The organism is Leptospira abararensis (genome assembly GCF_016918735.1).
GTDB lineage: Bacteria > Spirochaetota > Leptospiria > Leptospirales > Leptospiraceae > Leptospira_A > Leptospira_A abararensis.
In genome coordinates, this window is record NZ_JAFFPR010000027.1 from 104,307 (window position 1) to 124,121 (window position 19,815).

Here is a 19,815-nt window from a genome sequence, read left to right on the forward strand (position 1 = left end):
AGTGTTGGATACAAAATCTTTACCTTTAGGTTATGAAGATTTAGAAATCTCTACGCAAATCATCATTCGGGATGCGTTGGCTCGGGGAATACAGATCGAAATGGTGGATAGAAAGGAAAACTTCATTCGCCTAAAACAAGGCAATCATATCGAATTTGTCAAAGAGGCAAGTAAAACCAGGCTAGATAGTCTTATGACTTATCTCGTAATGGAGAATAAAATTGCCTCCAAATTAGTGTTAGACGAGGCTGGAATTCGTGTTCCCGTGGGTAGAAATTATTCTTCTTTAGAAGACACTTTAAAAGATTATGAATTTTTTTTAGACAAAAAAAAGGTAATCAAACCAGTAACCACAAACTTTGGACTTGGAATTGGAATTTCTAATCCAGGAGACTCCCTTGAGAAGTTTACAAACTTTGTTCAAATTGCCTTGGGGCTTTCTAGTTCCATCATCATTGAAGAATTTATCGAAGGGCCGGAGTATCGGTTTTTGGTATTAGGTGAAGCGGTGGTTGCCGTTTGTAATCGGGTGCCCGCCAATGTGGTGGGTGACGGCAAAAGTTCCATCAGGCAGTTGATTGCAAAAAAAAACGAAGACCCGAGGCGCGGAGAAGGTCATAAAACAGCTCTGGAAAAGATCCAGATGTCTGAGGTGGAACTAACCATCCTCAAAGACCAAGGATTGGATTTTGATTCGATCCCAGAGCCTGGAAAACAAATTTTCCTTCGAAAGAACTCCAATATCTCTACTGGTGGGGATTCACTCGATGTAACCGAGTTGGTACATCCAGAATTTAAATCCATTGCGATTGCTGCGGCGAAGGCTGCGGGTGCTGTGATTTGTGGGATCGATATCATCTCCTCTAAGATCGAGTCGAAACCAGATCCAAAAACGTATGCCATTTTAGAAATCAACTTCAATCCAGTATTGTACATCCATGAATTTCCTTATTCCGGCAAACCAAGGTTTGTGGGTGATAAAATTTTGGATTTACTTGGGTTTAATTGATGGCTTACATACAGACTTATCGTTTTTAAGTCTGTATGTTTTTTAGATGGAAAGATTTTAAAGAGAACTTGAATCTAGGGTCCGTTAGTCGGCAAAGTCCTGTAGTAGAATCTAGTTATAAATTTAACTATATTTGGATCTTAGATAAGCAATGATGTCGGCAGATTCATACATCTGCACAGTCCCATCCACAAGGAAGGGGACTTGGGATTGACCTCCAAGCCGCACCACTTCGGCTAGACCAGAAGTCCCATAAGAAGCCTCTACAAATTCAACATCCTTACCCAAAACAAGGCCGAGGGATTCCATCGTGCGAATCACTCGTTGGCAGTAGGGGCAGGTGTCATACTGGTAGAGGCGAATCATAGAAATTAACCCGCTTTTTTGGTTAGCTCACCGGACTGGGCCATTTGGATCGTGATGTCATGGCCACCCACAAATTCACCTTTAATATAAAGTTGAGGAATGGTGGGCCAGTTGGTAAATTCTTTGATTCCTTCTCTGATTTTCATATCAGAGAGAACATTAAACGAACCGAAAGGAATTCCTAGTTGTTTGAGAGTGGTCACAACACCTGCGGAGAACCCACACTGCGGCATCTCCGGCGTTCCTTTCATAAACAGAAATACGTTTTCTGATTTGATTAAGGATTCAATTTTATCCTTTAACTCTTGTTCCATGGTTATTCGCTCCTAGTTTCCAATGCCAATGCATGGATTTCTTCTTTTAATTCATCTTTTAAAGTGGCATAGACCATACGATGTTGTTCGATAAGACCTTTGCCTGCGAAACCAGGATAGGTTACCACCGCTTTGATATGCACGCCATCTCGGTACGGATCTAAAATTTCCACTTTGCAGCCGGGGAGGCCATCTTCAATTTTCTTTTGGATTTCAGGGATTGTCATCCTATAGTATTCCTCCCATCCAGGAATGATGGGCTTTGATAAATTCAAGATATTCTACTGGCACTTCCGGTAAAACAGAATTCTTTACCGAGGGGAGTGAAAGTAGAGTTTCACTCCATTTTTGGATCTTTGGAAAATCTCCGAGCAAATAGAATTCTGGGTTATGGTCTGCCAAAAATTGCATACGCATAAAGAAAGGGGCAAAGGCAGTATCCACTAAATGCATTTGGGAACCTGCAAAGAAGAGTGTCGATCCGGTAGGTGATGGAAGGCCTGCTTCTAAAATTTTAAATTTGGATAAGATCTCTTCTCTCTTTTTATCAGAGTCTGATTTTTCTTTGGTCATGGTCCAACCGTATTGGTCAGCAAGGAGGGAACTGGCAAACTCTGTCCAGGAACGATGTTTGGCTTTTTGGATGGGGTCTTTCGGGTGGAGTGCCGGTTCGTTTGTTTCATCTAGGTATTCATTGATGACAGCCGATTCGAAAATCACATCGTCTCCTATCTGTAAGACGGGAACTCTTCCAAAAGGAGAAATTTTCAAAAACCAATCCGGCTTTTTTGCGAGGTCAATGTATTTGATATCGTAATCTACTTTCTTTTCTAGAAGATTGATTACGGACCGTTGGACATAAGGACAAAGTTTAAAACTGACAAGTAAAGGTTTGGTCATAATAATTAGACGGTGTTATGGGGCAGAAAGGTCCATTTCCAAAGCATGGAGGCCTTTTTTGAATTCCGGCGCAAGTTCTGCGTAGACTGCTCGGTGGTTTTCCACAGTGGACTTACCTACAAACTTTGAGGAAACCATTTGCAAACGGAAGTGGGTTTCCTTGGAACCTTTTGTCATTCCCGGATGGCCTGCGTGTTCTAGGGAGACATCGGTAAGGGTAAGTAGCTTCGGAGCAAATTGATTCCTTAGAATGGTTTCCATCCGAGTTTGTCTTGATTCTTTAGTTTCTGATTCCATAACCAATTTTCATTAACCTCACATTGATATAAAAGAGAAGAGCCGAAAGGAGTATGATAAATCCAAAAGAGAAATATAAGTTCACATCGCTCACTCCAATAAAACCATAACGAAACAAGTTTACCATGTAAAGGATGGGATTACAATAAGAGACCGTTTGCCAAAAATTAGGTAGGTTTTTTACGGAATAAAAGACACCACCGAGGTAAGTTAAAGGAGTGAGGATAAAGGTGGGGATGATGGTGACATCATCAAATTTTTTAGCAAAGAGAGCATTAAAAAATCCACCGAGTGAAAAGAGAATCGATGTCATGATGACTGTAAAGACAATCACCACAGGGTTGTGGAACCTAAGATTGGTAAAAAATAGAGAAGTGAGAGTGACAAGGATTCCCACAAAAAGTCCACGAACTACACCACCAAACGTATAACCAATAACAATGGTATAGGGAGAGGTAGGAGATACGAGTAACTCCTCTATATTTCTTTGGAACTTACTGGAGAAAAAGGAAGATACCACATTGTTATAAGAATTGGTGATGACACTCATCATAATGAGGCCCGGAACAATGAACTCAATATAAGTAAATTCTCCCACTTTTCCAATTTGGCGTCCCACAAGTTCACCAAAGATTAAAAAATACAAAGCCATCGTGATGACTGGTGGGATCAGAGTTTGGACCCAAATGCGGATGATGCGGATCCATTCCCTTTTAACTATAGTTTGTAAGGCAGTAAAATTACGTTTCCACATATTTAGTTTTTTCCTGTAAGAGACAAAAAAAGCTCTTCTAGTCGATTGGATTTGTTTCTAAGACTGAGTACTTCCAAATTCAGTTTGGTAAGTTCGGTAAAGAGTTGGTTCACAGAATCTTTTTTATCTAACTGCACCTCTAATGTATGGTCATCCAACCATTCCCAATGAAATTTTTTGGATACTGGTTTTGTTTTGAAGGATTTTTTTAAGTCGATGATTAAAGTTTCTTTATCCAAACGATGTAATAACTTTTTCATCGAAGTGTTTTCTACAATTTCCCCTTTATCGATGATGGCTATATTTTTACAGAGAGATTCTGCTTCTTCTAAATAGTGAGTTGTAAGGATGATGGTTTTTCCTGCTTGGTTGAGTTCTTTTAGAAATTCCCACATAGACCTTCTGATTTCAATGTCTACACCGGCTGTTGGTTCATCTAAGATCAATAGTTTGGGATCATGAACAAGTGCTCTTGCAATCATAAGCCTACGTTTCATTCCCCCGCTGAGTTGGCCCGCAGCAGACTTCCGTTTATCGTAAAGGGATAGTTTTTCTAAGTAATATTCTACTTTATCTTTGGCTATTTTGTAGGGCATTCCATAGAAACCTGCTTGGTTGATGAGAATTTGTTCTACAGCTTCAAAGATTCCAAAGTTAAATTCTTGGGGAACAATACCTAAAAAGGTTTTGGCAAGATCGGGATTCGCATCGATATCCACTCCAAAGATTTTTGCTTTGCCCCCCGTTTTGTTGATGAGGGAACTTAAGATTCCAATGGTGGTTGATTTTCCGGCACCGTTTGGACCGAGGAGAGCAAAAAAATCTCCTGATTCTACTTTTAAATTAATGGAACGAAGGGCCTTCACTCCATTCGGATAGGTTTTTTCCAAACCCTCCAATTCGATTGCATATTCTGACATTTATTTTCCTACTAGTTTTCTCGTTAGGTGGTGTGTAGGGTATTTTTTATTTACCCTGTTTTCTTTTCTTAAGAGTTTTTGTTCCTCTTCTGGTAATAAGACTATACTTTTACATTCTTCGGAGCAACAATTGAGGAGTTCTTTCGCACAATCCTCACATTGGACAAGGAGAACGTGGCAACCGAGATTGGCACAATTGGTATGGCGGTCACTGGGTTTTCCGCAAACATAACAAACGGTCAAAACATCTTCTGTGATTCTTTCCCCGAGCCTATCATCAAAAACAAAATTTTTCCCTTTGAATTTAGAAAGGATACCCGCGTCTTGAATCGCTTTTGCATAATTGATGATTCCACCCTGAAGTTGGTGGACCTTAGAAAAACCTTTGTATTTTAAGTAGGCACTTGCTTTTTCACAGCGAATGCCACCGGTGCAGTAGAGTAGAATTTTTTTATCTTTATCCTCGTTTAAGATACCTTCGACGAGTGGTAATTCTTCTCGGAAGGTTCCTACATCAGGTAGGATGGCATTTTCAAAATGGCCCACTTCGGATTCGTAATTATTACGAAGGTCAACAACAATCACTCCAGGTTCTGCGAGAGCTTCGTGAAATTCCATTGGTGTTAGGTGGGTTCCGACGTCTGAGGGATCAAACTTTGAATCATCCAAACCATCAGCCACAATTTTTTTGCGAACTTTGATGGCAAGTTTGATGAAACTTTCTTTTTTATCTTCTACCGCATCATTGAAATATATATTTTTAAGTTCTGGAATAGAGTCCACAACCGATCTAAGTTTCTCGTAGCTTTCTACAGGAATCGAAAACTGGGCATTAATTCCTTCTTTTGCTAAATAAATTCTTCCGAGAATTCCCAGGTCTTCAAAAACATCATAGAGTTTGTCTCTGAACACAATTGGGTCTTCGATTTTTACATAGCGATAAAAGGAGATGACTCTTCTTTCTCTTGGATCCGTGGATACTTTTTTTAGTAAGGTATCTTTATCAAAACGGTTGAATAAAAACTTTTTCATTTTTTTATCCTTTTTAGTTTTTCCTCTCTGACTTTTCGAAATGCATTCCTTGTAATTTCCGAAATGGCAGGATGGATGTAGATCATTCCTAAATACTGGTCTAATTTTGCTTTTAGATACATTCCGAGAACAATTTGGTGGAGGAGGTTAGCTGCTTCTTCCCCAATGATATGGGCACCTAACACTTCTTCAGTTTCTTCCGAAACAAGCACTTTTACAAATCCAGAATTAGACATTCTCGCCATTCCCATTGCACTTGAGGAATAAGGGTTGATTCCTTTGTAATACGGAATCTTTTTCTTTATCAAATCTTCTTCGGTAAAACCGACGCTTGCAATTTGAGGGTGAGTGAAGACTGCTTCCGGCATCGGTGGATATTGGATAGGGGTATCGGATTTAGCACCATACAGATGTTCGAAGAGATATTCCCCTTCGAAGTTGGCACTATGTCTAAAAAAGTACCTGCCAATCACATCTCCAAAAGCATAGATCCCAGGTTCCGTTGTTTCTAGGTAGTGGTTCACAAGAATGTAGCCGGTTTCATTAGTTTTGATATTTGTTTTTTCCAAACCTAAGTCATCGGTATTGGGGCGAATTCCTGTTGCCACAAGCAAACGTTCGGCGGTATGAATGGTTTTTTTTCCTTCTTTTGTTTGGCCTGTGACTCGAAACTCTCCGTTTTCAAATTCTACCTTCTCAATTTGGTAATAGGATTCAATCGGAAAGGGAAGATGAAGGTTTAGTTCTTTTTTGATATCTCCATCGGCAGTTCGTAATATGTCTGTTCGTGTAAGACTTGTGACTTTACAGCCGTACGCTTGGTAAGCGGCTCCAAGTTCTAGAGAGATAAAACCAGCTCCAATGATAAGAAGAGATTTTGGAAATTGGTTTGGTGAAAGGGCTTCTCTAGAAGTCCAAAATGGTGTATTTTTTAATCCAGGGATATCTGGGATTTGGGGTCTTGTGCCTGTCACAACAAATATATGTTTGGCGGTATAAGTTTCATTTCCATCGGAAAGGACTCGTTCACTGACAAACCGGACTTGTTTTGGGTAAAAGTCAATATTGGGATTTTTTCCATAAGCGATGGGAATGGAATCAGAATCTTGTTTTACGGTTTCGTTCACACGCCGAAAGATTTTGTCCACATCGGCCAATGGTCTTTCTTTGAAATGCACCGGAAACTTCTCTGTATCTTCTGTCATACGAATGAGCTCGGATGGATAGATCACCATTTTGGAAGGAATGCAACCACGGTTGAGGCAGGTTCCGCCAGGGCTTTCCTTTTCGAAGACAGCTACGCGTTTGCCAAGGTGCGAGGGAGGAGTGACGAGTTTGGTTCCGGCACCGGCGCCAATGACAATGATGTCATATTCTTTCATACCAATTCCAGCTTGAAAATTCGGCAGTTTTCTGTAAATGAAGCAAAATCTCTTTTGGCAAATTTAGAAAAAACTGCACCTCTGTTTTCCCAGGTCAAATGGATTTGAAAACCCCTCCATCCGCTCGGACCGAAGCTCCGTTGAGCATGGAGGATAAGTCACTGGCAAGGAAAAGAATGACGTTTGCGATTTCTTCTGGTCTGGCAAACCTTTGGGCAAGGGAGGTGGGACGATTTTCTATGATGAAATCTTTTGCCATTGTTTCCTTTGTTTTTCCTTGTGCGATTGCTAAACTTTGGATGAAGTCCTCTACACCTTCCGAAAGCGTGGGGCCCGGTAAAACAGAATTGACTCTGACTTGGGATCCTTTTGTGATTTCGGCACTGCCTCGGGAGATCGAAAGTTGGGCCGTTTTACTCATCCCATAATGCACCATCTCAACTGGGATGTTTAGAGCCGATTCACTCGAAACAAATACAATCCGTCCATAGTCTCTTTCCAACATTCCTTTTAAATAATGTTGAGTGAGCTCGGCACCACTGAGGACATTGGTGTCATACATTTTTTTCCAGTCCTCTCTTGTGATTTCAAAAAAGGGTTTGGGTTCAAAATAACCTGCGTTATTGATAAGAATATCCACCTCGGGAATTTCTTTGATAAGTTTTTGGATTCCTTCTTCTAAAGCCAAATCTGCCGACACTCCACCGAGCCTGGAATTCGGTTGGATAGATTGGATTTCCGCGATTGCCTTTGCGACTGCTGCATCCGTTCTGCCATGGACAAAAACTTCTGCCCCTTCTCTTGCAAACTGGACAGCTGTTTGAAAACCGATGCCTTTGGTAGATCCTGTCACTAAAACTTTTTTCTCTTTAAGTCCTGTATTCATTTTGTAAATCCTCCGAGTATAATTTTACCGATTGTTTTTCCTGATTGTAGTAGTTCATGTGCTTCGTTCAGTGTTTCTTCCGTCATTTCTCCCAAATCAATATGGTTTGTCGGGAAAATTTTCTTTGCATCCACCAATGCACCGATTTCTTCTAACAATTGTTTTTGTTTGATTCGATCTTCTGTTTGGAACATTGACCTTGTAAACATAAACTCATTTAAATACCCATTACTTTTCGTTTTTAATAGATTCATATTAAGAGGAGAATCTGATTCTACGATCGAACAAATATTGCCAAAGGGAAGTAATACCTTTGCCAAATTCTCAAAGTGATCTTTGGGGTCGATGAAAAGAAGCACATCATTTACCCCACTCAATCCCAAAGCTTGGACCTGTTCTAGAAAATCTTTTTGCGGATGGATCACAAAGTCGGCCCCTAAATCTTTTACCCAAGAGATAGATTCTTCTCTGGAAGCTGTTGCAATGATTTTGGCTTTTGTCATTTGTTTTAAAATCTGAATTGCGATACTTCCTACACCACCAGCTCCGGCAACAATTAGTATCGTTTGCATCGCATTAGGATCTATTTTTAGTTTTTCGAAAATCGCTTCATAGGCAGTAATCGTTGTTAAGGGGAGAGAGGCTGCTTCTTTAAAACTTAAAGTCTTTGGTTTTCTTCCTACAAGGAACTCATCCACAACCTGAAACTCTGCGTTACTGCCTGGTCGTTTGAGATCTCCCGAATAAAATACTTCTTCTCCCATTTGGAGAGTCGATACCTTTGCTCCAATTTCTGTCACCACACCACTGGCATCCCAACCAAGGACACGAGGACCTAGGTTTTCGGAATGAATTGAATTCTTAATTTTATAATCGACTGGATTGACCGACACCGCTTTAACATTCACTCGAATGTCGTGGTCTCCTAAGGGTAGTGGGTTGACCTCTAATGTTTGTAATACGGCTTTGTTTTGTTTGGAATCAAAGATGGCAGAAATGGTCTTCATATTTTCTCCCGTGATCTAAATTTGTTTTTATCAGATTCATAGGAGCCGGTCTCTGATTCCCTGATTATTTGTAAACTAAAAAGAGTCGATATAGAGTTTAGTTGACAGATTGTATCCTTTTGGTATTCAATTGTCGTATGGATTCTCTCATTCGGGACATAGAAGACCTTAAAACCTTCATATTCGTGGTGCAGGAGCGTAGTTTTACGCAAGTGGCAAGTAAAATGGGTGTGACCAAAGCCGCAGTCGCCAAAAGGATTTTAGGGCTCGAAAAGATTTGGAAAACACAACTTTTTTACCGCAATACAAGAAAGGTTGTTCCTACAAGAGAAGCAGAATTGATTTTCCATAAGGTGATTTCCGTTTTAGACAGTGTTAAGGAACTTGAGAATTCTTTAGCCAACAAAGATGAGTTAGAGGGAACCCTCCGGGTCACTTGTGTAAGTTCGATGGCAAATCATTTTGTATCGGAAATCATTGAAGGTTTTTTAGAACAAAACCCAAAGATCAAAATCCAACTGATCGTAACTGATAGCTTTCTTGATCTTATGGAAGAGTCGATTGATATAGGAATTCGTGTGGCAATGGAAATTCCAGTAAACCTCGTGGGAACTCATCTCTTTAAGAATCGAATCATAGCGGTGGTTAGTCCAGATTACTTAAAAACAAACAAACCCATCCTTTCCCCAAAGCAATTAGAAACACATAATCTTTTGTATTTGGATTTACATAAGGATTTAGGATTTTCTGGAACGGAACTAAAGCTCGCAGAGGTAACAAAAAATAGAAAATTTTTATCCAATGATGCTGCGAGTCTTGTGCAAATGGGTTTAAAGGGAAAAGGCGTTCTTGTTCGTTCATTCTGGGACATAGAAGCTCATATCCAATCAGGGAAACTGATTCCAATCCTAAAAGAATTTCCATTAGAAAATTTTGGGAATGTTTGGGTGGTTCATCCCAACAATCGAACGCCATCCCGTCGGGTGATGGAGTTTCGCAATTTTTTAGAGTCCGAATGTAATCGTCGGTTCAATTTATAAAAGGATTTTTTACGGACTGGATCCTTTCTATGATCTCATTTTTTCGGATTTCAAAAGTATCGGGTGGATCAAGTTGGTTCCAAGATTCATAGAGTTTCCTCCTTCCCTCGGGAACCGGAATCCCGTATTTCCATTCCATATAGAAATAGGTGCGAGCAATATCGCCCCGAATCTTTGGTTGTGGTTCTGCTGTTTGTTCTTTGAAATTCACTTCAAAATCACAAAGTCCATATTTCCTTTCTTCGCCTTCAATTTCCCCATAAGAAAAAATTCCGCGGTCTGCATTGATTTCTCCAGGAACAGGAAAAATATTATGCATATCTGCTTCGATTTGGTTGAATTCAGGATCGGTGGCTTGGCAACATTTCCTTCCGCGCACTGGTTTTCCATTCCACTCGCAGTCTTTTTTTGTCCAACATTCGCGGTCTTTCCCAAAACTATGGGCTGGAACAATATGTTCCCACTCAATCCATGTTTGGCGGTGGGTGTCTTTGCGGCTGTTAAGTCCGCAGGATTCAAAATCAATTTTAAGTCGGCCAAGAACTTCCGTATCTTCGGAGAACTGACATCCGCAGTAAAAATCGACGCCTACTTTTTTATAAAAGTGTTTTAAGATTCGTTTGGCTTTTTGAAAATCCATCACCTTTAGTTTTTTTTCATTTGGTTGATTTTTGTCTTCTGCTTGAGAATAAACAAAGAAACTCACCAAACATAAAGAGACAAAGAGAATACTATAAAATCTAAAGTATTTCAAGGGAGGATAGGAAGAAGATACATCGCCATAGTGCAAAGAAAACCAAGAGTCCAGACGGTAGACCGAGCTTTCGGTAGATCAGCAATATAAAGATAAATATACAAAAATCGCAAACCAACAAAACTTAAGGAAAGAATTTCTAACCAATAAAAATCAACTTCCAAAAGAAGATTGAATAAAATGGCGATGGAAAATATGGAAAACGCTTCAAACCCATTTTGGTGGGCGGCATTGGCACGAGCACCCCAGCCAGTGAGTTTGGCTTGTTGCATTCTCGGATGGTGGTTGTCGTAACCCTTTTTTTCCTTTGCCATAGCAATGGCCACAATTCCTTTTGCTAAGTAAATTTGGCCAATGGAGATAAGTAAACAGATGGTAATGATGGTCATTGACTAAACTGTCATCCTAGTTTAGATTTTGTAAAATACAAATTACCAATGATCTCGCATCTTTCGTAAAACTAAAAATACGGAACGATCATTCGTATATATTTCTTTTAATTCCGTTAGTCGATCCTTAACTGATTGTGTATTTCTTCTAAAAAATGGATTTAATTTCTTTTCTGTACCGATTTCGGAAACTAAAAAGGGTATGAGTGTGGATTTGTATTCTTCTCTGAAATCATTTTTTGGATCAACGTGTTCTGCAAACTTTAGATTGTTTTCCCAATAGTCATGGCCAGGATACAACAAACAAGTATCCGGTAAGGTTTCGAAACGAGATTGGATAGTGTCATAGAGTACATTGGGATCTCCCCCGCGAAAACAATTCCCGACTCCAACATTAAAAAGAGTATCCCCCGAAAAGATTCCAAGAATGGTTTTGGGATTTCTATGAACAAAACTTAGGTGAGAGAATGTATGTCCGGGAGTGTCCCAAACCTCAATGGATTCTTCTTCTACTGAAAAGGCGATATCACCTTCTTTTAGAATTTGATCGAGTCCTGGGATTTTGTCTTTGGCCTGGCTATGTCCGTAGACGATTGCCCTCGTTTCCTCTTTTAATTCCAAATTTCCTTGGGTATGGTCTCCATGTTCGTGGGTATTGAGAATTCCTTTGATTTTCACACCCAATTGTTTTGTTTGAGTGAGAATGGATTTAGCATCGAAGGGATCAATCACATAGGCTTCGCCCGTTCGAGTGGAATAAACAATATAACTAAAGTTTCTAAGGGGTGAGTTTGTAAAGATGGGAAGGATTTCTATCATTTGGATATTTTCCTTCCCATTGATTTCTAATAGAGAATTCGAGTCCGAATGGAATGTTTATGGGCTTTGATTTTATCTTTCAATTCATCACCCAAGTTTTTATCAATTTCCATACTCAAATAACCAATATTAGACGAAGTGCTTAAGTTTTGTGTGAGGATATTTCCTCCCAAATCAGAGATGATGGAGTTGATATCTCTTAAGAACCCTGGTTGGTTTTGGTGTATATTGAGAATCCTGTGGTAACCTGATTTCAAACTTCCTAGTTCAATGTTAGGAAAGTTCACAGAAAATGTGGTCGATCCATTGTTCACGTACTTTAAAAGTTTTTCTGCCACTTCGGATCCAATATTTTTTTGTGCTTCTTCTGTTGATCCACCTACGTGCGGAGTGAGAATCACATTCGGCAAACCTTGGAGTGGGCTTACAAAAGGATCGTCATTGGACTTGGGTTCTTCAGGGAATACATCCACGCCAGCACCGGCAATTTTCCCTGACTTCAATCCTTCCACAAGTGCATCGATTTCTAAAACCTTTCCACGAGATAGGTTGAGAAGGTAGGCACCTTGTTTGAGAAGATTTAAGTGTTCCTTACGGAATAGGTTTTTTGTTTCTTCCGTTTCTGGAACATGAAAGGTAATAAAATCAGATTGTTTCAGAACTTCTTCGTAAGTATGGACAGAAGAAGCGTTCCCTAGCGGAAGTTTGGAGATGATATCATAAAAAATCACCTTCATTCCCATAGACTCAGCAAGCACAGAGATTTGTGATCCAATATGTCCGTACCCAATGATTCCTAACGTTTTGCCACGGACTTCAAAACAGCCTTTGGCGATTTTATTCCACTTACCGAGGTGGACATCGCGGGACTGGTCTGTTGCTTTTCTAGCAAGCATAATGATCTCAGCGATTACAAGTTCGGCCACAGACCTGGTATTGCTGTAGGGAGCATTGAAAACGGGAATGGCACGTTTTTCGGCTTCCTCTAATTCGACTTGGTTGGTTCCAATACAGAAACATCCAACAGTCATTAATTTTTTAGCATTGGCAAGGGCTTTCATTGTAACGTTGGTTTTGCTACGAATGCCTAAAACATGTACATCGGAAATTTTTTCGATGAGTTCTGCTTCTTCCATCGCATCTTTGACGAGGGTAACGTCAAAACCGTCTCGGTGGAAAAGTTCATACGCATCTTTGTGGATGTTTTCCAGAAGTAGGACTTTTATTTTTCCTTTGGGATAAGATACCATAGGAACAGGATTTTTTCCTTTGCCAAACCTTGCACCTCGAAAAAGGTTGAGCTTACCATGGAAAGAATCTTGTCCTTCACCCGATTTTCCTTCATTTTCCTCACTTTTCTGGTTTTTGTTTCCTGCGGAGGAACCAAGGCCTATGTGGTCACACCGGAACCAACCTTAGAGCAACAAACTGCCATTTCCAAAGACCTTTGTTTGCAAAGGTATGTCTGGGTATTTCCGGGCAAACGACCTTGTGTGTATTTTAAGGCAGAACGAGACAATAGCACGGGACTTGTGCAATACTTTTTACTCTATGAAATTGGAACCTTTGACGTAGACCTTCCGATTGGTGTTTCCTTAAAGCTGGGAGATACTTGGTACAATCTAAAACGAACCAATACAGATTATTCCGATACAATCGTGATTAGCTCAGCGATTTCTTCAGAGATCATTCCTAAAGTGGGTGAGAGCCAAAACATTGGGATCAGTTATACCAACCGAAAGGAAACCTTTAACTTCCAATTGAGTTCTAGCCAAACGGCTTCTTTTCAATCTAACCTTTCCAAATTGATCCGAACCATCGAATCAGAGCCAAAACTCAATATTAATAAAAAGTAATATTGTTAATTTGCAAAAAAACCTCCAAGGATATAAATCCAAGGAGGTTTTTTTATACTTGAATCCGACCACAAAAATCATTTAGCGATCAGTCAGTTTTTCCTTTTTAAGATTCCTTCCATTTCTTCCTGAGGTAGAAAACTGTTTTCTATTCCGGTCTCATCAGTGGGAAAAGGATCGTATCTCGGATGGAGTGAGAATCGGTGAGTAACATCACCAGGCGATCAATTCCAATTCCAAGGCCCCCCGTTGGCGGGAGACCATATTCCAATGCTCGAATATAGTCATCGTCCATCATAAAGGCTTCATCATCCCCAGCTTCCCTTTGTTTTACCTGTTCTTCAAATCGTTCTCTTTGGTCGAAGGGATCGTTGAGCTCAGTAAATGCGTTTCCAATCTCACGACCAGCCACATAAGGTTCAAATCGTTCCACATATTTCGGATCATCTTCACGAGACTTTGCAAGGGGAGAGAGTTCTTTTGGAAAATCAGTAATAAAAATTGGTTGGATGAGGTGAGGTTCCACTAGAGAGCTAAATACATCATCACATACTTTCCAAATGGAAACGGAATCCGAAGAGTCCACACCTTTGGCTTTTGCTTGTGAAATTGCATCCTTTAGATCCGTGATTTGGCTAAAATCAATTCCGGAATAGTCTTTGATGATATCTATGTACTTCACACGTTTCCATGGGGGAGTAAGATCAATTTGGTCTTTTCCGTAAGCAAATTTTAAACCTTTGCCAATGGACTGGGCTACAGAGACAATCATTCTCTCGGTAAGAGACAACATTGCTTCCATATCACCAAACGCCATATAGGCTTCCATCATTGTAAATTCGGGATTGTGTTTGGTAGAAATTCCTTCGTTACGAAAATTTCTATTGAGTTCGAAAACTCGGTCAAGCCCACCCACAATCAGTCGTTTTAAATAAAGTTCTGGTGCAATGCGTAGGAAAAGTTCCATATCCAGTGTATTGTGGTGAGTGACAAAAGGACGAGCAGCCGCACCACCAGCAATGGGTTGCATCATGGGAGTTTCCACTTCTAAAAATCCTTCATTTGTCAAAAATTTTCGAATTTCGGAAATGATCCGAGAACGCATCTTAAAAGTTTCTCTAACGTTTTCATTGACGACAAGATCCACATAACGCATACGATAACGTTGTTCTACGTCCGAAAAAGCATCAAAAACAACACCATCTTTTTCTTTGACCACAGGAAGGGGACGGATACATTTTGCAAGCAGTTGAACGCCAGTTAAGTGAAGGGTGGTTTCTCCTTTTTGAGTTTGGAAAAGCCAGCCTTCCACACCGATCCAGTCACCTAAATCCAGAGATTTAAAAATAGAATAGTTCTCTTCCCCTAAATCATCCCTTGTGGCATACAATTGGATGAGACCTTCCGCATCTCGGAGGTGAGCAAAACTTGCTTTTCCCATCACACGTTTTGCATGCAAACGACCTCCCAATTTAAAAGATTTTTTTTCTGTTTGGTTGGGATCAAATCCAACAATCAGAGATTTGGAATCTGCATTGGGAAAAAAACGAAGTGGGTAGGGGTTGATTCCCTTTGCTTTTAAATCGTTAATTTTTTGAATGCGTTGTTCGATCAGTTCGTTGGAATCTTTAATTTCATCCATTTATAGGACACCTCTAATATAAGAATACAGATAACGTACAAATTCTCCGGTAATTTCCCTGACCCCATCTTCTGATAAAAACCAGTTGGATCCAGAAATGTCAGATGGAAATCCATAAGCTGTCACCTTGATTGGCAAACTGGCTAAGGTTTTGCGATAGGTTCCTAAAACTCTTTTGGTTTCATACTCCCGACAAAGGAGTAATATGCTTCCTAAATTATCCGAAACAGCTATTTTTAATAGGTTTTTGGATGCCTCGTCTGTGTCACCCATTTTGGTTGTGGGAATGATGAGAGAGGAAACAAACCCGGGTCCAATTCCTAAGGAACTCAAATGTTCTTTGATTTTGGATTCCTTCTCTTGGGGTGAATCAAGTAGGTTTTGTGATTTGTCTTCACGTATAACAAGTATTAGTTTTTTGAAATCACTTCGTTGAGCTAAGGCCACGACAGCTTTTAATGTTTTTTTAGAAGGAAGTGCATGCGATACTTCTAATACGGCAAGATCCGACTTTTGGTAAGTTTCACTTGATTTTAACCAATAAGGAGCAGAAAGTGTGAGTCCTAGTAGGATAAAGATGGGGGAAAGGAATCCTATTAGGAGGAGTTTGAGTCGAAACGTAAGATCGGATACTTGCATACTTGACCCCTACAACCTACTGAAATGTGAGTGCAAGTGACAAGAGAAAATTCATCTCCTTGACGAAAGAACCCGTTTTCCTAACCTGACCTACATATACACCCGCTCGGATGGTGGAATTGGTAGACACGCTACTTTGAGGTGGTAGTGCCGCAAGGTGTGGGGGTTCGAGTCCCCCTTCGAGCAAATCAAACTAATCACAAACCAAATATTCAAATACATATAGATCGACTCGAACAGTTTTGTGAGCCGAAAGATCGCGCCCCAAGGAAGCGATCATTCGGAAAGCCGACCCGGAAGGGAGGCGACGAACAAAACCGTGCCTCGAAGTGTTGTTTGGACAGGAAGTCCAAACAACGGAGAGGTCGAGTCCCCCTTCGAGCAGATCAAACTAATCACAAACAAAACCGCGCTACTTCAAATACTTTTGAAAAAACCCAACCGCCCTTGATTCGGCTTCCTTCGAATCAAAATTCCAAAGTCGTTCATGTCGTTTGCACTCTGGTGACCAAAGGGATTTTGGTTCCCCTGCCTTGGCATAAAGATCCACCGCATGGTGGTAGTCTACATAATCATCCATGGTGCAATGAAAGAGGGCAATGGGCCTAGGACTGATGGAGGCAATTTTATCAATGGGCCTAACGGAATCTATGTCCATTTCTCCGCGCAAGTTGAGGGCAAGTTTAACAACGGGAATGAGTGGGTAATACGGAATTCCAAAATCACGTTTTGCAGATTCTACAAGAACATCAATAGCACTCCCATAACCGCTGCTAAAGAGACCTGCTTGGATCTCTGGATGGTCAGCCATCGCGATGATACTTGTTGCCGAACCCATAGAAAATCCAAAGATACCAATTTTGTCGTAACCTTTTGCTTTTAAATAGGAAATAGCGGCTGTTACATCCTTTTGTTCATGAAATCCCATGGATGCAAAACCACCATGGTTTCTTCGTAAACTAAGGAGGAGCAAATTATATCCTGCTTGGTGTAGACTTTTAGCAAATCGAATCCCTTCGTTTCTTTGGCCTCCGTGACCGTGTACTAATATGATTGAGGCTTTGGATTGTTTGGCGGGAATCCAGTAACTAACAAGGTTCAGTTTATCTTCGGTCGTGATCGTCACTTCTTCGAAGGTAAGCCCTACTTCCGAAGGTCCATCACAAAATACATGGTGGTCCAAGCTACATTTGACTTTAGGATACAGAACTAAACTTGAAAAATAAAAGGCTGCGGCGGTGAGTAAGATGATAATGATAATCAATCCAGAAATAAGATACTTTTTGATTCGTTTCATGTGCCCATAAAAGATAGGAAAAATTTAAATTCTGCAAGTAAAAAATAGGGGATTGGGATTTTTGGAAGATATGGAAGCTGCTTTAGGTGTTTTCTTTATTTGTTGTATGAGTGTTTTAAGTCCCCTCTCTGGTGTGAGTGATGGGGAACTCCGCGGTTGTCCCCCATCGCCTAACTGTGTTTCAAGTCAGAGTATGCAATACAACATTGTTCATAAAGTGGATCCCATCACGTATACCACCTCTCGTGCGGTTGCCTATGAACGGATATCCAAATACTTTCATGAATCGGAAAACATTTGGATCAGCGAAGAGAAAGAGGGGGAATACATCCGTGTGATTTTTTTCACAAAAGTATTTCGATTCCCCGATCGAGTGGAGATATATTTTCCAGAAGACAAACAAGAAGCACAGGTTAGATCCCAGTCGATTCTAGGTTTATGGGATATCTTCGCTAATAGAAGGCGAGTGAATCAGTTTCGAGACTTACTCGCTAAAGAATAAACTTACAAAAGATCATTGTGTGAAAGAAAATAAATTCCTCCAATGATCCTCTCTATTTTGGCACCGAAAAGCCAGTCGCCGATGATCGTGATCCCCGTATCTTTACAAAGACGTTTCCACTCTTCAAAAGCTTCTGAGTCTAGGTCTAAAGTCCCTTCCCTTCCTAGGAGAGGTATCTGGGCTTGCGCATACCTCCACCTATGGTTCCAAATTAAGTTTGGTTTCGGGGCATTCAATATTTCTTTTAAACTTCGGATGAGATAATCTCTATATTTGGCGTTCGGATTTTTATTCTCATCCATCCAATCATCAAAATGTGTTTCTGAAAATAGAGCACCAAATTGGACAAGAAGGGCAGAACCCGAATGAAATTCTTTAGGGTATTTGAGACTTTCCCAACTTTGGTATTCCCAATCTGTTCCAGGTTGTAGAGATGTTGTGATTGGAATCTTCGAGTCGGGATACAAAGAAAGTTTACTCCAATTAGGTTTCCAATGATCCCAATAAAAGTAACTAACAAGAGTTTTTCGGTAGTCGTTATATTGATTTAAAAATTCGCTCCATTGTTTGAGTTTAGAATTTTCTTTTGAACGATGGAAAATTTCCAAAATTTGAGGAATGGGAAGGGTAAGGATGGCAGAATGCGTACAAATCGTATTTGTTTCTTTGGTCGCAGAATTGTAAAATTCTAAATTCAAAGTTTTTTCATCTGTCGATGCTATCCTTTTTAGGGAATGGCTTTGGATTGGTTTTACATCCCTTAACATAGCAGAAACTAAATTCGTCATACCCATGGTTGGATAAAAATGCGCATCACTGTAGATGGGTTTTACATGTAAAGAAACTGACTTTGACTTCCAAATCTCTAAAATGGAATACTTGGTTTCTTGTCCGAGCCAACGCACATCCATTAGATCACGAAACATTGTCGCCCCAAAGTCAAAAGAGGAGGGGTCGTTCCCTAGTCTACTGGACACTCTCCCGCCGTGAGACCTTCCTTTATCGTAGACTACCACATTTTGATTTAACATTGCAATGGCTGATCCAGAAATTCCGGCGCCAACAACCACGGGGACTTGGTAACAAAAATTTGGTTCCATAATTTGAATCGCTTTAGTTTGAGCGAATTTAAATTATAATTGTTTGATGAGAGCTTTCAAATCATTAATCAAAGAAAATGGGACAGGTTTGATTTCTTCGGCAAGCTGGATGGTATCTTGGATTGTGCGTGTGAGCACTTGTTTTTCAGCAGCATAAGCTGCTTGTGGTAATTTGGACTTGTTTTTCTTGAAAATGGTAACTTTGTTATCAATGATTTCGATCATTTGGTTCAAATATTGAATCTTTTGGTCCATATACAAAAGGTGTAACATAGCGGGAAAAAATGAGAAACCAATTTTTCAATAAAGGACAGAAATTCACCGTAGGGGATCCAATGACAGATGACTTATGGGATTCTTCCCTGCCTGAAAAATTCCAAACTCTTTCACCTTTTCAATGGACTCCAATTTCTGTGATTGAAAGGACATGGAAATATCTTTCCACGAACGAAGTGACATCCCTTGTAGATTTGGGATCTGGCGTTGGTAAATTTTGCATATATCTTTCCATTCTTTCTAATCATTCTATCGATATCTTGGGCTTGGAAGATAGAGTGGATTTGGTAGATGTTTCTGAATCTTTAAAAGAACACTGGGACACACCCAAGGTCCAGTTTCGAAAGCAAAACTTTTTACAAGAATTTCCAGAGGGTCATTCTCATTATTACTGCTTTAATCCTTTGTATGAAACCATGAAAGGAAACCATTCCATAGATTTGCAAAAACAGAAATCGGCGAATCAGTTCCTAAAAGATTTACAAACCTTAAAACAAAATTTGTTACTATTAAAACCAAAAACGAAACTAATCACCTTCCATGGGTTTGGTGGAAGTTATTTGCCTGGATTTCGAATTGTTTTAAAAGAAGAAGTCTCTGGTGGGGAGTATTTGATTTGGGAAAGAGAATAAAC

25 protein-coding genes and 1 tRNA gene are annotated in these 19,815 nt (G+C 40.1%); 6 read left to right on the forward strand and 20 right to left on the reverse strand.

Annotated features, from left to right (window positions below; genetic code table 11):
- Position 1 precedes the first annotated feature (1 nt).
- The gene (gene gshAB / locus JWG40_RS08760; RefSeq protein WP_205285428.1) at positions 2 to 1,009 is read left to right on the forward strand and encodes a bifunctional glutamate--cysteine ligase GshA/glutathione synthetase GshB; all 1,008 of its coding nucleotides are present in this window, start codon (positions 2 to 4) and stop codon (positions 1,007 to 1,009) included.
- A gap of 123 nt (positions 1,010 to 1,132) precedes the next feature.
- Here gshAB and JWG40_RS08765 read toward each other — a convergent pair whose 3' ends face one another.
- The 11 genes from JWG40_RS08765 to JWG40_RS08815 form a co-directional block, all read right to left on the reverse strand.
- On the reverse strand, positions 1,133 to 1,375 hold the full coding sequence (locus tag JWG40_RS08765) for a glutathione S-transferase N-terminal domain-containing protein (RefSeq protein ID WP_205285429.1): 243 nt from the start codon (positions 1,373 to 1,375) through the stop codon (positions 1,133 to 1,135).
- 5 nt (positions 1,376 to 1,380) lie between these two features.
- A complete protein-coding gene (grxD, locus tag JWG40_RS08770; RefSeq protein ID WP_002982746.1) occupies positions 1,381 to 1,689 on the reverse strand; it encodes a Grx4 family monothiol glutaredoxin in 309 nt (102 codons plus the stop codon).
- Positions 1,690 to 1,691: 2 nt separating this feature from the next.
- Positions 1,692 to 1,916, reverse strand: coding sequence for a BolA/IbaG family iron-sulfur metabolism protein (locus JWG40_RS08775; RefSeq protein ID WP_205285430.1), 225 nt, complete (start codon positions 1,914 to 1,916; stop codon positions 1,692 to 1,694).
- Between the two features lies 1 nt (position 1,917).
- Positions 1,918 to 2,589, reverse strand: coding sequence for a glutathione S-transferase family protein (locus JWG40_RS08780; protein WP_205285431.1), 672 nt, complete (start codon positions 2,587 to 2,589; stop codon positions 1,918 to 1,920).
- A 15-nt stretch (positions 2,590 to 2,604) separates the two neighbouring features.
- On the reverse strand, positions 2,605 to 2,886 hold the full coding sequence (locus JWG40_RS08785) for a BolA family protein (RefSeq protein WP_205285432.1): 282 nt from the start codon (positions 2,884 to 2,886) through the stop codon (positions 2,605 to 2,607).
- Positions 2,870 to 3,640 (reverse strand): ABC transporter permease, encoded by a 771-nt coding sequence (locus JWG40_RS08790; RefSeq protein ID WP_205285433.1) that lies wholly within the window; start codon positions 3,638 to 3,640, stop codon positions 2,870 to 2,872. The genes JWG40_RS08785 and JWG40_RS08790 overlap by 17 nt, the downstream gene beginning before the upstream one ends.
- 2 nt (positions 3,641 to 3,642) lie before the next feature.
- On the reverse strand, positions 3,643 to 4,560 hold the full coding sequence (locus JWG40_RS08795; RefSeq protein WP_135659800.1) for an ABC transporter ATP-binding protein: 918 nt from the start codon (positions 4,558 to 4,560) through the stop codon (positions 3,643 to 3,645).
- Positions 4,561 to 5,592: an oxygen-dependent tRNA uridine(34) hydroxylase TrhO gene (trhO, locus tag JWG40_RS08800; protein ID WP_205285434.1), complete on the reverse strand. Its 1,032-nt coding sequence runs from the start codon at positions 5,590 to 5,592 to the stop codon at positions 4,561 to 4,563.
- On the reverse strand, positions 5,589 to 6,974 hold the full coding sequence (locus JWG40_RS08805) for a dihydrolipoyl dehydrogenase (RefSeq protein WP_205285435.1): 1,386 nt from the start codon (positions 6,972 to 6,974) through the stop codon (positions 5,589 to 5,591). The genes trhO and JWG40_RS08805 overlap by 4 nt, the downstream gene beginning before the upstream one ends.
- A 94-nt stretch (positions 6,975 to 7,068) precedes the next feature.
- Positions 7,069 to 7,860, reverse strand: coding sequence for an SDR family NAD(P)-dependent oxidoreductase (locus JWG40_RS08810; RefSeq protein WP_205285436.1), 792 nt, complete (start codon positions 7,858 to 7,860; stop codon positions 7,069 to 7,071).
- On the reverse strand, positions 7,857 to 8,867 hold the full coding sequence (locus JWG40_RS08815; RefSeq protein ID WP_205285437.1) for a zinc-binding alcohol dehydrogenase family protein: 1,011 nt from the start codon (positions 8,865 to 8,867) through the stop codon (positions 7,857 to 7,859). The genes JWG40_RS08810 and JWG40_RS08815 overlap by 4 nt, the downstream gene beginning before the upstream one ends.
- Positions 8,868 to 8,968: 101 nt before the next feature.
- On the opposite strand from JWG40_RS08815, the gene JWG40_RS08820 reads away from it, so the two are divergent.
- Positions 8,969 to 9,907 carry a LysR family transcriptional regulator gene (locus JWG40_RS08820; protein WP_232369269.1) on the forward strand — a complete coding sequence of 313 codons (939 nt, stop codon included), beginning with the start codon at positions 8,969 to 8,971 and terminating at the stop codon, positions 9,905 to 9,907.
- On the opposite strand, the gene JWG40_RS08825 is transcribed toward JWG40_RS08820, so the two are convergent.
- From JWG40_RS08825 to serA, 4 genes are read right to left on the reverse strand one after another with little or no spacing between them, the layout of a single operon-like run.
- Positions 9,897 to 10,661 (reverse strand): endonuclease, encoded by a 765-nt coding sequence (locus JWG40_RS08825; protein ID WP_205285438.1) that lies wholly within the window; start codon positions 10,659 to 10,661, stop codon positions 9,897 to 9,899. The two genes, JWG40_RS08820 and JWG40_RS08825, sit on opposite strands and share 11 nt — an antisense overlap.
- Complete coding sequence (locus tag JWG40_RS08830) at positions 10,658 to 11,050, reverse strand: MAPEG family protein (protein ID WP_205285439.1); 393 nt, start codon at positions 11,048 to 11,050, stop codon at positions 10,658 to 10,660. Before JWG40_RS08830 ends, JWG40_RS08825 begins: the two co-directional genes overlap by 4 nt.
- 42 nt (positions 11,051 to 11,092) lie before the next feature.
- On the reverse strand, positions 11,093 to 11,869 hold the full coding sequence (locus tag JWG40_RS08835; RefSeq protein WP_205285440.1) for a hydroxyacylglutathione hydrolase: 777 nt from the start codon (positions 11,867 to 11,869) through the stop codon (positions 11,093 to 11,095).
- A gap of 26 nt (positions 11,870 to 11,895) precedes the next feature.
- Entirely contained in the window at positions 11,896 to 13,119 is a 1,224-nt protein-coding gene (serA, locus tag JWG40_RS08840) for a phosphoglycerate dehydrogenase (protein ID WP_205285441.1), read from the reverse strand.
- Positions 13,120 to 13,176: 57 nt separating this feature from the next.
- Between serA and JWG40_RS08845 the strand changes: the two genes are divergently transcribed.
- Positions 13,177 to 13,725, forward strand: a complete 549-nt coding sequence (locus tag JWG40_RS08845; RefSeq protein ID WP_205285442.1) for a hypothetical protein — start codon at positions 13,177 to 13,179, stop codon at positions 13,723 to 13,725.
- Positions 13,726 to 13,873: 148 nt separating this feature from the next.
- On the opposite strand, the gene lysS is transcribed toward JWG40_RS08845, so the two are convergent.
- Both lysS and JWG40_RS08855 read right to left on the reverse strand, forming a co-directional pair.
- A complete protein-coding gene (gene lysS / locus JWG40_RS08850) occupies positions 13,874 to 15,358 on the reverse strand; it encodes a lysine--tRNA ligase (RefSeq protein ID WP_205285630.1) in 1,485 nt (494 codons plus the stop codon).
- Between the two features lie 9 nt (positions 15,359 to 15,367).
- Positions 15,368 to 16,006 (reverse strand): hypothetical protein, encoded by a 639-nt coding sequence (locus JWG40_RS08855; protein ID WP_205285443.1) that lies wholly within the window; start codon positions 16,004 to 16,006, stop codon positions 15,368 to 15,370.
- Between the two features lie 104 nt (positions 16,007 to 16,110).
- On the opposite strand from JWG40_RS08855, the gene JWG40_RS08860 reads away from it, so the two are divergent.
- Positions 16,111 to 16,192, forward strand: a tRNA-Leu gene (locus tag JWG40_RS08860).
- Between the two features lie 226 nt (positions 16,193 to 16,418).
- Here JWG40_RS08860 and JWG40_RS08865 read toward each other — a convergent pair.
- On the reverse strand, positions 16,419 to 17,303 hold the full coding sequence (locus JWG40_RS08865) for an alpha/beta hydrolase (protein ID WP_205285444.1): 885 nt from the start codon (positions 17,301 to 17,303) through the stop codon (positions 16,419 to 16,421).
- A 70-nt stretch (positions 17,304 to 17,373) separates the two neighbouring features.
- Here JWG40_RS08865 and JWG40_RS08870 point away from each other — a divergent pair, with 70 nt between their 5' ends.
- On the forward strand, positions 17,374 to 17,805 hold the full coding sequence (locus JWG40_RS08870; RefSeq protein ID WP_205285445.1) for a DUF1499 domain-containing protein: 432 nt from the start codon (positions 17,374 to 17,376) through the stop codon (positions 17,803 to 17,805).
- Between the two features lie 2 nt (positions 17,806 to 17,807).
- Here the strand turns inward: JWG40_RS08870 and JWG40_RS08875 are convergent, their stop codons facing one another.
- Entirely contained in the window at positions 17,808 to 18,905 is a 1,098-nt protein-coding gene (locus JWG40_RS08875; RefSeq protein WP_205285446.1) for an NAD(P)-binding protein, read from the reverse strand.
- A gap of 33 nt (positions 18,906 to 18,938) precedes the next feature.
- Positions 18,939 to 19,178, reverse strand: coding sequence for a hypothetical protein (locus JWG40_RS08880; RefSeq protein WP_205285447.1), 240 nt, complete (start codon positions 19,176 to 19,178; stop codon positions 18,939 to 18,941).
- A gap of 62 nt (positions 19,179 to 19,240) precedes the next feature.
- Between JWG40_RS08880 and JWG40_RS08885 the strand changes: the two genes are divergently transcribed.
- Positions 19,241 to 19,813 carry a methyltransferase gene (locus JWG40_RS08885; RefSeq protein ID WP_332470472.1) on the forward strand — a complete coding sequence of 191 codons (573 nt, stop codon included), beginning with the start codon at positions 19,241 to 19,243 and terminating at the stop codon, positions 19,811 to 19,813.
- The last annotated feature ends 2 nt before the right edge of the window (positions 19,814 to 19,815 follow it).

What these genes read in the sequence shown, in the direction of transcription:
- JWG40_RS08830 (WP_205285439.1), bottom strand. Translation starts at nt 11,050, where the DNA reads ATGACCATCATTACCATCTGTTTACTTATCTCCATTGGCCAAATTTAC.
- JWG40_RS08790 (WP_205285433.1), bottom strand. Translation starts at nt 3,640, where the DNA reads ATGTGGAAACGTAATTTTACTGCCTTACAAACTATAGTTAAAAGGGAA.
- JWG40_RS08795 (WP_135659800.1), bottom strand. Translation starts at nt 4,560, where the DNA reads ATGTCAGAATATGCAATCGAATTGGAGGGTTTGGAAAAAACCTATCCG.
- JWG40_RS08775 (WP_205285430.1), bottom strand. Translation starts at nt 1,916, where the DNA reads ATGACAATCCCTGAAATCCAAAAGAAAATTGAAGATGGCCTCCCCGGC.
- JWG40_RS08845 (WP_205285442.1), top strand. Translation starts at nt 13,177, where the DNA reads ATGGAAAGAATCTTGTCCTTCACCCGATTTTCCTTCATTTTCCTCACT.
- JWG40_RS08855 (WP_205285443.1), bottom strand. Translation starts at nt 16,006, where the DNA reads ATGCAAGTATCCGATCTTACGTTTCGACTCAAACTCCTCCTAATAGGA.
- JWG40_RS08805 (WP_205285435.1), bottom strand. Translation starts at nt 6,974, where the DNA reads ATGAAAGAATATGACATCATTGTCATTGGCGCCGGTGCCGGAACCAAA.
- serA (WP_205285441.1), bottom strand. Translation starts at nt 13,119, where the DNA reads ATGGTATCTTATCCCAAAGGAAAAATAAAAGTCCTACTTCTGGAAAAC.
- trhO (WP_205285434.1), bottom strand. Translation starts at nt 5,592, where the DNA reads ATGAAAAAGTTTTTATTCAACCGTTTTGATAAAGATACCTTACTAAAA.
- grxD (WP_002982746.1), bottom strand. Translation starts at nt 1,689, where the DNA reads ATGGAACAAGAGTTAAAGGATAAAATTGAATCCTTAATCAAATCAGAA.
- JWG40_RS08885 (WP_332470472.1), top strand. Translation starts at nt 19,241, where the DNA reads ATGACAGATGACTTATGGGATTCTTCCCTGCCTGAAAAATTCCAAACT.
- JWG40_RS08765 (WP_205285429.1), bottom strand. Translation starts at nt 1,375, where the DNA reads ATGATTCGCCTCTACCAGTATGACACCTGCCCCTACTGCCAACGAGTG.
- JWG40_RS08785 (WP_205285432.1), bottom strand. Translation starts at nt 2,886, where the DNA reads ATGGAATCAGAAACTAAAGAATCAAGACAAACTCGGATGGAAACCATT.
- JWG40_RS08810 (WP_205285436.1), bottom strand. Translation starts at nt 7,860, where the DNA reads ATGAATACAGGACTTAAAGAGAAAAAAGTTTTAGTGACAGGATCTACC.
- JWG40_RS08815 (WP_205285437.1), bottom strand. Translation starts at nt 8,867, where the DNA reads ATGAAGACCATTTCTGCCATCTTTGATTCCAAACAAAACAAAGCCGTA.
- JWG40_RS08875 (WP_205285446.1), bottom strand. Translation starts at nt 18,905, where the DNA reads ATGGAACCAAATTTTTGTTACCAAGTCCCCGTGGTTGTTGGCGCCGGA.
- JWG40_RS08780 (WP_205285431.1), bottom strand. Translation starts at nt 2,589, where the DNA reads ATGACCAAACCTTTACTTGTCAGTTTTAAACTTTGTCCTTATGTCCAA.
- JWG40_RS08865 (WP_205285444.1), bottom strand. Translation starts at nt 17,303, where the DNA reads ATGAAACGAATCAAAAAGTATCTTATTTCTGGATTGATTATCATTATC.
- JWG40_RS08880 (WP_205285447.1), bottom strand. Translation starts at nt 19,178, where the DNA reads ATGTTACACCTTTTGTATATGGACCAAAAGATTCAATATTTGAACCAA.
- JWG40_RS08835 (WP_205285440.1), bottom strand. Translation starts at nt 11,869, where the DNA reads ATGATAGAAATCCTTCCCATCTTTACAAACTCACCCCTTAGAAACTTT.
- JWG40_RS08870 (WP_205285445.1), top strand. Translation starts at nt 17,374, where the DNA reads ATGGAAGCTGCTTTAGGTGTTTTCTTTATTTGTTGTATGAGTGTTTTA.